Genomic DNA, 10,731 nt, shown 5'->3' on the forward strand with positions numbered 1-10,731 from the left:
TTGTCGATGGTTTCCGCCGTGGCGATCAGGCTCAGGTTCTGTTCGATGCGGTCGGCGATGCGGTTCAGGATATTGGCGCGCTCGGCAGGCGAGGTCTTGCCCCACGCTTCCTTGGCGGCATGGGCGGCGGCGGTGCGGCCGGCGGCCTGCAGGGGCGCCAGGATACCGCCACGGAACTGCCAGCCATTCCGGAACCCCACACCTATGCCATGGTATTGGCCGGCCTGGGCCTCGTGGCATTTGCCGCGCGCCGCAAGCGCCAGGCCAGGGCATAAGCGGCAACCATCTCAAAAAAGGCTCGCAAGAGCCTTTTTTTTCGTCCACGCATCCGTATCCCCGCCTGCCTCAGCGCCGGAACGCCGCATACGGCGCCGCCAGCGGATCGCCGATGAAGAGCCCCTGGGCCGGCCATGCGACGCTGCCCCAGTAGGCTTCCAGCGCCGTCATCCCCGTCAGGTAGCGGCGCAGCAGGACGGTGGGATTCGGAAATTTCTGCCAGTGGTTGCACGGTTCGCTGACGGTGCCGTAACTGGCGGTCGCGCCCGCTTCAAGCCAGCGCTGGCTGCTCATTTGCGCCGTGCCCTGCAAGTCACCGCCAAACGAGGTCAGGTGGTCCGCCAGGGCGCCGGGCAGGAAGCGCAAGGTGTCGAGCTTGGGCACCCTGGCCAGGCCCGTCTGGTAGACCATCACGTCCTGCGCGCCTTCCAGCGTGTCGGTCTTCAGGTTGCGGATCGTCAGCTTGCGCTGGCGCACCACACCGGCCGGCGGAAAGAAGCTGGCACGGCTGTTGCGCGCGCCGTCGCTGGTGGTCAGATAGTACGCGCCGGCGGCGGGAATGGAAAAGCCGCTAGCCGTGCCACGGTCGACCACCGCCTTGGCTTCTTCCACGTAATCGACGGGCAGGAGCATGGACAGGCGCAGCCCCATCTGGGCGAACGGCTGGCCCACATTGCTGTTGAAATACGTGCTGGGCTTGCCCGCGTCGCAGGTCTTGACGCACTGGCCGCCGTCATATCCCAGGGTAAAGGCGGAGGTGATGGAATTGCATTCGACGGCGTACGGCGCGCTCCACACCATCAGCACGGCCTGGATTTCCGGCTTGAGCTGGGCGTCGATGCGCGATTTGAGCTGTGCGAACTGGTCGGCGCTGAGCTTTTTGGGGCGGTTCGGGATCGACACGTGCACCACGTTGGCGGCGGGAATGGCATGCGCCTGGCGGTAATACTCGCCCACTTCCACGCTGTTCGGTTCCGCATCATTGATGACGATGGCCAGTTGCGACGGCTGCAGGCCCGGCGCGACGGCGGGCGCATCGGCGCGTGACATGCCGGTGGCCAGCAGCAGCGAAATAGAGAGAAGTTTATGCAAGGGTCGGTATCGGAAGGTAAGTCGATCGAGGCAGCCAGCCCGCAGCGGCCAGCTGTGCCTGCCGATTATAGCGCCATGTCGCCACGCACAAAAAAAAACGGAGGCCGCAGCCTCCGTCTTTATTTGTCGCCTATGCGTTTCAAGCCTGCGGCTTGCGGCGGCGCGCCATGAAACCAAGCACAGCCAAGCCGGCCAGCAGCATGCCGTAGGTTTCCGGTTCCGGCACTGGCGTGACGGCCAGGATGCCGCTGTAGCTGCCACCTGTCGGCGCGGCCACATAGCCGTCGATCTGCAGGAAATAGTTGCCGGCGGCCAGCGGCGTGGCGCCGGACGCCAGGCTCCAGGCCTGGTCCTGCGCCGTGTAGTTGACCAGGTCCAGCGCGCCTTGGAACAGGATGCCGCTGGCATTGCCCAGGCTAAAGCCGGTCAGGGTCAGGCCCGAATTGATGCTGGGCTTGAGCGACGTCGCCAATGCGCTCAGGTCGTTCAAACCCGTCACGCTGAAGGTAAATTTGTCGCTGAAAAAGTTGTTGCCCGCGCCGGCCAGCTGGCCCGGTGCCAGAGCAAACGAGCCCAGCAGTTCGCTGCTCGAATAGTCGAGCAGGTCTTGCGTCAGGTCCACGGCCGCGTGGCTGAGGTCAACAGGCGCCGCGTGGGCGGCCAGGCTGCTGCCGGCAAACATGGCGGCCACAAACAGGGATTGCAGGAATTTTTTCATACTTTTCACCAAGAGTGCTGCAGCCAGTACGCACTGGCCGCGGGATAAGATGCGAAAGGGATCAGGAACGGCGTAGAACGCTCAGGCTGCCTTCTGGCGGCGGCGCGCCACGAAGCCCAGCAAGCCCAGGCCTGCCAGCAGCATCGCATACGTGCCCGGCTCGGGCACGGCCGACACCAGGCTGCCATTCGCGCTGAAGGCGGCGCCCGTGTTCGAGACCACATTGCCACTGACTTTCAGGTAATAGGCGCCGGCGGCCAGGTTGGCATACGACAAGCTCCACTTGTCATCGATACCAGTCAACAACTGGTTGCCGCCCAGCAGCAAGGTGTTGCCGACGCTGCTGTACAAGCCAAAACCCGTCAGGTTCAGGCCATTCGCGGCGCTGCTGCTGCGCGCGCTCAGAATCACGCTCAAATCGCTGGCCTGCGTCACGTTGAAAGTGAACAAGTCATTGAAAAAATTGCTTTTTTGATTGTTCTTGAATTTGTCGCCAAAGGTCAGCGAGCCGCCGGCGGCCAGGTTGACGGCGCCAGGAACGGAGCTGATGTCGACCGGCGCAGCCATTGCCGCCTGCGAGAACAAGGCTGAACCGGCAAAGGCCAGCGCCGCCAGCACCGAATACGTATTTTTCGTCATGCGATTCCACCGAGCGTGAGTGCGGACGCGCTTGCATCCGCATGAGTTATCTAATCAAACCAGGCAGAATCATAGCATAAAGCAATCAAATGTGTTAACTATTCTCCAATGGAAAGTTACTTTATAGCATCATTCTGAGAGTCAATAGTTTCTATGTTCTTGGATCTCGGCCGGCAAGCCATCAGACGCGCTGGTATACATCTTCCAGCCGCACGATGTCGTCCTCGCCAAGGTAGCTGCCGGACTGCACTTCAATCATGTACAAAGGCAACTTGCCCGGGTTTTCCAGCCGGTGCGTCATGCCGATGGGAATATAGGTCGATTCGTTTTCCGTCAGCAAGGTCACCTTGTCACCGCAGGTGACACTGGCCGTGCCGCTGACCACCACCCAGTGTTCTGCACGGTGATAGTGCATCTGCAAGGACAGCTTGCCGCCAGGATTGACGATGATGCGCTTGACCTGGAAACGCTCGCCGATATCGATGCCTTCATAACTGCCCCATGGCCGGTAGACCTTGCGGTGCTGCTGGTATTCGCTGCGTCCCTGCTGCTTCAAATGCTCCACCACCTGCCTGACGCGCTGCACCTGGCCCTTGTGCGCGATCAGCACCGCGTCGTCCGTCTCCACCACCACCAGGTCCTGCACGCCCAGCACGGCGACCATGCGGCTTTCCGCACGCACCAGGCAATTGCGTACGTCATCGAGATACACATCGCCGCGCACCACGTTGCCGCTGGCATCACGCTGCTGCACTTCCCACAGGGCTGACCAGGAACCGACATCGCTCCAGCCGATGGCGGCTGGCAGCACCACGGCGTGGGCCGTATGCTCCATGACGGCATAGTCGATCGACTCCGACGGACAGGCGGCAAAGGCCTTTTCTTCCAGGCGGCAGAAATCGAGGTCGCGGTAGCCGTCGCGCACGGCTGCCACGCAGGCGGCCAGCATGGCCGGCTGGAATTGCCCCAGCTCGCCCAGGTAACGTTCGGCGCGGAACATGAACATGCCGCTGTTCCACAAGTAGTTCCCCGACAGGACAAATGACTGTGCCGTCGCCAGGTCCGGCTTCTCCACGAACCGTGCGACGCGATAACCGGCCCCGCCGGTGCCGACCGGCTCGCCGCTGCGAATGTAGCCATAGCCCGTTTCGGGCGCCGTCGGCACGATGCCGAAGGTGGCCAGCGCGCCATCGCCGGCCAGCGCCGCCGCCTCGGCGATCGCCAGGTGGAACGCGGCGACATCGGTGATGACATGGTCGGCCGGCAACACCAACATCAGCGCCTCGGGGTCGAAGGCCAGCAGGTACTGCGCCGCCACTGCCACGGCCGGCGCCGTATTGCGCCCTACCGGTTCGAGCAGGATACCCAGCGGCGCCAGACCGATCTCGCGCAATTGCTCGGCCACCATGAAACGGTGTTCATTACCGCACACGACCATCGGTGGCATGACCTCGATCCGCGCCAGCGCCCTGTCGCCAGTACCGCGCGCGGGCAGGCTGTACACACGCAGCGCCGTCTCTTGCAACATCGTCTTGTCCGTCACCAAGCGTAACAGTTGCTTAGGCAACACCGCCCGCGACAATGGCCACAAGCGGCTGCCAGAACCACCGGACAGAATCACAGGATAGATTTTCATGGAGATACTCCATCGACGGTCTGCTATGTGGCATACAGGCCCGGCGGGCCATTCGCGCGGCGCTGGCGCCGGCGGTCGCGCGCATTGCCCCAGGCGTTGGCGTCGCCTTCCGACACGTGGCGCATGCGGCCGGCGCGGTCGACGCAATATTCCTTGAAGACGATCATTTCATCGAGCAACACGTCAGGCAGCACGCGCGTGTATTCGAACAGCACGCTGCGCACCACTTCGGCGCCCGCGCAGACATGGCTGCCATGGCCGATCCAGGTGGGGCCGACAATGCTTGCTCCCGCGTCGATGCGGCAGCCCGAGCCGATATACACGGGGCCTTCGATACGCGTTCCGCCGCTCCAGTCGATGCGCGTGTTCAAACCCACCCACACGCCATCGGCAATCTGTATACCGGGTACGTGCAACTGGGCCACCTCCCCCATCAGCACGCTTTGCAGCACTTCCCAGTAATCCTTGACGCTGCCGATGTCGATCCAGTTGTAGTGGCGCTTTTGCGCATAGAACGGCAAGCCCTTTTCCACCAGCAGGGGGAACAGTTCCGCACCGATATCGAACGGCCGGTCGCTGGGAATCAGGTCCAGCACCGCCGGCTCGAACAGGTAGATGCCGGTACTGACGCAATTGGACAGCGCCTCGGCCTGCGCCGGCTTTTCCTGGAAGGCCTGGATGCGCCCATCGGCGTCGCTGACCACCACGCCATAGCTCGACACCTTGTCCCAAGGCACTTCCAGCGTGATGACGGAAGCCAGCGCGCCCTTGCGGCGGTGTTCGAGCAGGGCCGACTTGAGGTCGAGGTCGATCAAGGCATCGCCGCATAGCACGATCGTGGTTTCATCAAAGAAGCCGCCGAACTCCTGGATCTTCTTCATGCCCCCAGCCGAGCCGAGCGGCACCGGCACGACCTCGCCCGCGTCATTTGTATGGCCCTCGAAGGAATAGCCGATCTGCACGCCAAACTGGTGGCCTTCGCCGAAATACTCCTCGATCTTTTCATGCAGGTAGCTGACGTTGACCATGATATCGGTCACGCCATGCTGCGCCAGATGCTCGACCAGGTAAGCCATCACGGGCTTGCCCAGGATAGGAATCATCGGCTTGGGCAAATCGTAGGTCAGGGGCTGCACGCGCGTCCCCTTGCCTGCCGCCAATATCATTGCTTTCATGATCGCTTGCTTTCCATCGTGGATGAGGGTGGCCGCGCTGCCCCTGTGCAAAGACTGCCGGATCGACTATATAGACGTGCTCTTCAGCACGTTTGATACAGCGCGGGGAAGCATGCGGAAAAACAGGGAATGCGGCATTCCCTGTTCCAGGTCAAACATGTGCTACAGGCGCCAGACCTTGATGCCGGCGGCACGCAGTTCCGCTTCGTTGAAACAGGCCTTGACGTCGATGAAACAGCCGCCCTTGATCAGTTTTTGCTGGAAGTCTTCCACCGGCAGCGACGTCAGCGCGCGATGCGACACGGCCGCCACGATGGCGTCGGCGCGCGGCAACTCATCCCAGCTGAACAGGCGCACGCCGTATTCGTGCATCGCCTCTTCTGCATCCGCGTACGGGTCGTGCACGAACACTTCCACGCCATAGGTCTTGAGTTCGTTGATCACGTCGCCCACCTTGGAGTTGCGCAGGTCGGCGCAGTCTTCCTTGAACGTCAGGCCCAGCACGTTCACGCGCGCGCCCTTGATGTAGCTGCCGGCGGCAATCATGTTCTTGATGGTCTGCTCGGCGATATACTTGCCCATGCCGTCGTTGATGCGCCGGCCGGCCAGGATCACCTGCGGGTGGTAGCCCAGGGTCTCGGCCTTGTGCGTCAGATAGTAGGGGTCGACGCCGATGCAATGGCCGCCCACCAGCCCGGGACTGAATTTCAGGAAATTCCACTTCGTGCCGGCCGCCGTCAGCACCTCGGAGGTATCGATGCCGATCTTGTCGAAGATGATGGCCAGCTCGTTCATCAGCGCGATATTCAGGTCGCGCTGGGTGTTTTCAATCACCTTGCACGCTTCGGCCGCCTTGATGCTGGAGCAGCGGTGCACACCCGGTTCGACGATCGATTCGTACATGGCAGCCACCGCCTCCAGCGTTTGCGGCGTGTCGCCCGAGACCACTTTTACCACGTTCGTCAGCATGTGCTTGCGGTCGCCCGGATTGATGCGCTCGGGCGAATAGCCGACGAAAAAGTCGCGCTTCCACTGCATGCCAGAGGCCTGCTCCAGCACGGGAATGCAGATTTCTTCCGTGGCACCCGGATAGACGGTCGACTCGTACACCACGATGACACCCTTCTTCATGTGCTGCCCCAGGCTCTTGCTGGCGCCGATCAGCGGCCCGAAGTCCGGGCTGTGCGCCACGTCGACGGGCGTGGGCACGGCAACGATGATGATGTCGGCTTCGGCCAGGACGGCCGGGTCGGACGAGTATTCGGCGTGCACGGCGGCCGCCATCTGCTCGTTGCTCAGCTCGCGCGAAGGATCGACGCCGCGCAGACAGCTGTCGACCTTGCTCTGCACGATATCAAAACCGATGGTGCGCCCCTGCTTGCCGAATTCGGCAACGAGGGGCAAACCGACATAACCGAGGCCAATCACGGCAATAGTAGTCATAGCAATACTTTCAATCTAAAAAGGGAGTAACCATTGGGGACGGGTGACGCTCAGCGGCGCAGCGCTTCCTTCAGGAACAGGCGAAAAAACGCCATGTCCTCGATAAAATAGCGCCGGAACATGCGGCGCGGTTCCTGCAAGAAACGATAAAACCATTCCAGCCCCGACTTCTGCATCCACACGGGCGCGCGCTTGACGCGGCCCACGGCCACATCGAAGGTGCCGCCCACGCCCATGGCGAAGGGGATTTTCATCTGGTCCTGGTACTGGCCCAGGAAATGCTCTTTCTTCGGCGAGCTGATGGCAACAAACAGCAAGTCTGCACGCGCCGCCGCAATGTCCGCCACGACGCCAGGCTCTTCCGCCTCGCTCCAGTAGCCATTGCGGTAGCCGGCCACCACCAGGCCCGGATACTTGATCTCATACAGGCGTTTGACCTCGCTGACGACTTCTTCGCGCGCGCCCAGCAGGTACACGCGCCAGCCCTTGGCGGCGCTGCGCCGCATCAGCGCTTCGAACAGGTCGACGCCGGCGACGCGCTCCTTCAATGGCTTGCCCAGCAGGCGCGAGGCCCAGACCACCGGCATGCCGTCGACATTGATCAGCGCGCACTCGTTGATAATGCGCCGCAGCTCGGCATCGCGCTCGGCCTTGACCAGCTTGTCGACATTCACCACCACATGCTGGTGCGGCTTGCCGGACTGGATGAAGCCTTCGACCGTCTGCAGGGTTTCTTCCATCGACAGATTGTCGATCTGGCAGCCCATCATCGTGATGCGGCCGCTCATGATAATTGCGCCGCCAGCACGGCCACGATGCGCTCGGCCGCCTTGCCATCCCACAGCAGGGGACGCTGCCCCCGCTTGCCCTCGCCGCGCAGGATCTTGCCGGCCTCGGCCACGATGCGGGCGGGGTCCGTACCCACCAGCACATTGCTGCCTTCGTCCACCGTGATCGGGCGCTCGGTGTTTTCACGTATCGTCAGGCACGGCACGCCCAGCGCCGTGGTTTCTTCCTGCAGCCCGCCGCTGTCCGTCAGCACGACGCTGGCGTCTTTCCACAGGTTCAGGAAGGCCATGTAGCCTTGCGGCCCCACCAGCGTCACGTTCGGCCCCATGTCGATGCCGAACTTTTCCAGGTTGGCGCGGGTGCGCGGGTGCACCGGGAAAATCAGCGGCAAGTCCTGCGCGATGCTGCGCAAGGCGCCGCCGATGGCCTGCATCATTTCCTGGCTGTCCACATTGCTGGGACGGTGCAGCGTCACCACGCCATAGCCCTGGCCGGCGCCCGCATGGCGCGCCTTGAAGGCTGCGCCCTCGCCTTCGCCGATGCCGTTGGCGGCCAGCTTTTCCGCCTGGTACAGTACGTTGTCGACCATCACGTGGCCCACATAATGCACGGCGTCATCGGGCTTGCCTTCGCGCCGCAGGTGCTCGAGGGCGCTCGGTTCCGTGACAAAGAACCAGTCGCTGATGCTGTCCGTGACGAGGCGGTTGATTTCTTCCGGCATGGCCATGTCGCCGCTGCGCAAGCCCGCCTCGACGTGTGCGACAGGAATATTCAGTTTCTTCGCCACGATGGAGCAGGCCAGGGTGGAATTCACGTCTCCCACCACCAGCACGGCATCGGGCCGCTCGGCCTGGCACAGTTCCTCGAAGGCCAGCATGATCCTGGCCGTCTGCTGCGCATGGCTGCCGCCGCCGGCACCCATGAAGACGTCGGGCTGGGGGATGCCCAGTTCCTCGAAAAACACTTCGTTCATGTCGCGGTCATAGTGCTGACCGGTATGGATGATCTTGAAGCGCAGTCCGCCGTGGGCTTGCAGCGCCCGCACGATGGGGGCGATCTTCATGAAATTGGGACGCGCTCCGGCAACCAGATAGAGGGTAGGCATCGTATGTTCTTTCAACGTTAATAGGGACTAAAATAATGCCAGCGTAAATTCTGCCGCGATGTCGCCGCCATCGACCGCGACACACAAGGTAGTACACGCAACTTTGACTTCGTAGTGGGGCGAATACCAGCCCAGCGGCGGGTCTTCGCTGGCGCTGGCCAGTTGCAGGCGCAGGCCGGTGCCCGCGAAACGGCCTTCCAGGCGGAAGCGCGCACCGCGCACCACCAGCACGCCGTCTTCCAGCCGCACCGACAGGCCGGGCGCGAAATGCCAGAACTGTTCCAGCGCGTGCACCTGGCGCGCCTCGGCGCTGTCGCGCACGCGCAAACGCCGCGTCGCCGCGTCGAACTCCACGCTGCGCACATGGCGCACCGGATCGGCCAGGCGCGCATAACCGTCGTGTGCGCCGCGAAATACAAACTGGGCCGGGCCGGCCGGCATCTGCAGGATGCGCACCGCCGCCTTGCGCAGCCACATGAAGCGCCCGCCGCTCACCGACTGATCCTGCCCGTCGACGCGCAGGGTATTGTGCGCCGACGTGCCACGGAAGTAATCGCGCCACTTGATGTCCTGCCAGTACGAATAAGTACCGGGATCGACCAGGCATTCCTCGCCCGCCACGGACAAGGTCAGCGCCAGCGCATCGGCATGCCCGTGCGCGGCGATGCCCAGGTAGCCGAGGGGGCCGCAATCGAGCATGCCCTTGATTTCCGCCGGCTGGCCGAAGTCGCTGCCGAACAGCAGGTAGCCGCCGTCGGCAAAGTTCCAGGCGCCGGCCGCGCCATCCGGCGCTGGCATGGCCGGGAAGGTCATGCCACCGAGCAACCATTGCGCCGTGGCGCTGTGCTGCGCCGGCGGCTGGCCACCCCACAGGGCTTCGCCCAGCGCCAGCAGCATGGATGGCCGGTCACCCGCATCCATAGCCTCAGCCGGTTCCAGCCGGAAGACGATGCCGTCGTCGGCGTCGCCCACCATCGGCACATGACCGCCCACGTCGCGCACGGCGCGCAGGAAATGCGTGGCGCGCTGCAACACGCGCCAATAGGCATCGCTGAACGGCGTGCCGGCGCGCGCGCCGCTCACGCCAGCCAGCAGCAGGAATTCGGCGGCAAACACCTGGTACGCAAACGCCTGTTCGCGGTTGACGCCATCAGCCGAGTGCTGGCGCTGCGCCTGCTGCTCCAGTTCGCGCCGCGCCTGCGCGCGCCAGCCAGCGCTGTGCGGCCAGCACGGCCACACCTGGCTGGCCACGTACAGGCCGGCAAGCTCGCCGATCAGGTGATTGTTCGCCGACGAATGGCGCGACAGATGGCGGTGAATGAACTGGCAATGCGAAAAAATGCTCGCCAGCCAGCGCTGCCGCAAATGCTCGCCCGCCTGCCCCTGGAACAGGGCGCCGTCGCTGCCGCCCATGATGTGCCAGATGAGACTCCAGTTGATCAGCCGGATGCCCAGCTCCAGGGAACTGGTCCAGTTCGGTCCCTGCAGCGGCGGACATTGTTCCAGCCAGGAATCGATCTGCGCCGCCAGCGCATCGCGGTAGCGCGCCTCGCCACTCAGCGCCCACGCTTGCGCCAGGCGCACCAGGTGCAAATGCCGGCTCAGTTCCCACACATGCTTGATGTCGCCCACGCTGGCGCGGTCGGTGATGTCCAGCGCCAGGCTGAAACCGGAAGGTCCCGCCACGCCCGTCAGCGGATCGGTATTCCAGCGCGGCAAGGTGCCCACCTGGAAGCGCGCGGTGGCAAACAGCAGCACTTCGCCAGCCATGATGGCATCGGCTTCGCGCAGGTAGGCGGCCGCATTGTCCAGGCCTGGCACGCGGTATGGCCGCGCGGCGCCCGCGCCGGCCAGCGGC

General features: G+C 63.6%; 9 protein-coding genes and 2 pseudogenes. 1 reads left to right on the forward strand and 10 read right to left on the reverse strand.

All coding sequences use genetic code 11. From position 1 onward, the window contains the following. A pseudogene (locus tag JaAD80_RS30365) lies at positions 1-128 on the reverse strand (aldehyde dehydrogenase family protein); the annotation flags it as partial. A gap of 54 nt (positions 129-182) precedes the next feature. Here JaAD80_RS30365 and JaAD80_RS31520 point away from each other — a divergent pair. Continuing rightward, positions 183-275, forward strand: a pseudogene (locus tag JaAD80_RS31520) (PEP-CTERM sorting domain-containing protein); the annotation flags it as partial. Between the two features lie 70 nt (positions 276-345). On the opposite strand, the gene JaAD80_RS15200 reads toward JaAD80_RS31520, so the two are convergent. The 9 genes from JaAD80_RS15200 to JaAD80_RS15240 form a co-directional block, all read right to left on the reverse strand. Then, positions 346-1,368 carry a TIGR03790 family protein gene (locus JaAD80_RS15200; protein WP_308410616.1) on the reverse strand — a complete coding sequence of 341 codons (1,023 nt, stop codon included), beginning with the start codon at positions 1,366-1,368 and terminating at the stop codon, positions 346-348. A 139-nt stretch (positions 1,369-1,507) separates the two neighbouring features. Continuing rightward, entirely contained in the window at positions 1,508-2,086 is a 579-nt protein-coding gene (locus JaAD80_RS15205; RefSeq protein ID WP_102295176.1) for an FxDxF family PEP-CTERM protein, read from the reverse strand. An 81-nt stretch (positions 2,087-2,167) separates the two neighbouring features. Continuing rightward, a complete protein-coding gene (locus JaAD80_RS15210; RefSeq protein ID WP_102295178.1) occupies positions 2,168-2,725 on the reverse strand; it encodes an FxDxF family PEP-CTERM protein in 558 nt (185 codons plus the stop codon). Positions 2,726-2,906: 181 nt separating this feature from the next. Further along, positions 2,907-4,361, reverse strand: coding sequence for a mannose-1-phosphate guanylyltransferase/mannose-6-phosphate isomerase (locus JaAD80_RS15215; protein ID WP_102295179.1), 1,455 nt, complete (start codon positions 4,359-4,361; stop codon positions 2,907-2,909). 23 nt (positions 4,362-4,384) lie between these two features. Next, positions 4,385-5,536, reverse strand: coding sequence for a sugar phosphate nucleotidyltransferase (locus JaAD80_RS15220; protein WP_102295181.1), 1,152 nt, complete (start codon positions 5,534-5,536; stop codon positions 4,385-4,387). 162 nt (positions 5,537-5,698) lie between these two features. Then, positions 5,699-6,979, reverse strand: a complete 1,281-nt coding sequence (locus JaAD80_RS15225; protein WP_102295183.1) for a nucleotide sugar dehydrogenase — start codon at positions 6,977-6,979, stop codon at positions 5,699-5,701. Between the two features lie 50 nt (positions 6,980-7,029). Continuing rightward, on the reverse strand, positions 7,030-7,767 hold the full coding sequence (locus JaAD80_RS15230) for a WecB/TagA/CpsF family glycosyltransferase (RefSeq protein ID WP_102295184.1): 738 nt from the start codon (positions 7,765-7,767) through the stop codon (positions 7,030-7,032). Beyond that, positions 7,764-8,873, reverse strand: a complete 1,110-nt coding sequence (gene wecB / locus JaAD80_RS15235; protein ID WP_102295188.1) for a non-hydrolyzing UDP-N-acetylglucosamine 2-epimerase — start codon at positions 8,871-8,873, stop codon at positions 7,764-7,766. Before wecB ends, JaAD80_RS15230 begins: the two co-directional genes overlap by 4 nt. A 27-nt stretch (positions 8,874-8,900) precedes the next feature. Continuing rightward, positions 8,901-10,731, reverse strand: a 1,831-nt coding sequence (locus tag JaAD80_RS15240) for an alginate lyase family protein (protein WP_102295186.1), incomplete at its 5' end; no start/stop codon positions are given.

The sequence above is a fragment of the Janthinobacterium sp. AD80 genome (assembly GCF_002878455.1).
GTDB lineage: Bacteria > Pseudomonadota > Gammaproteobacteria > Burkholderiales > Burkholderiaceae_D > Janthinobacterium.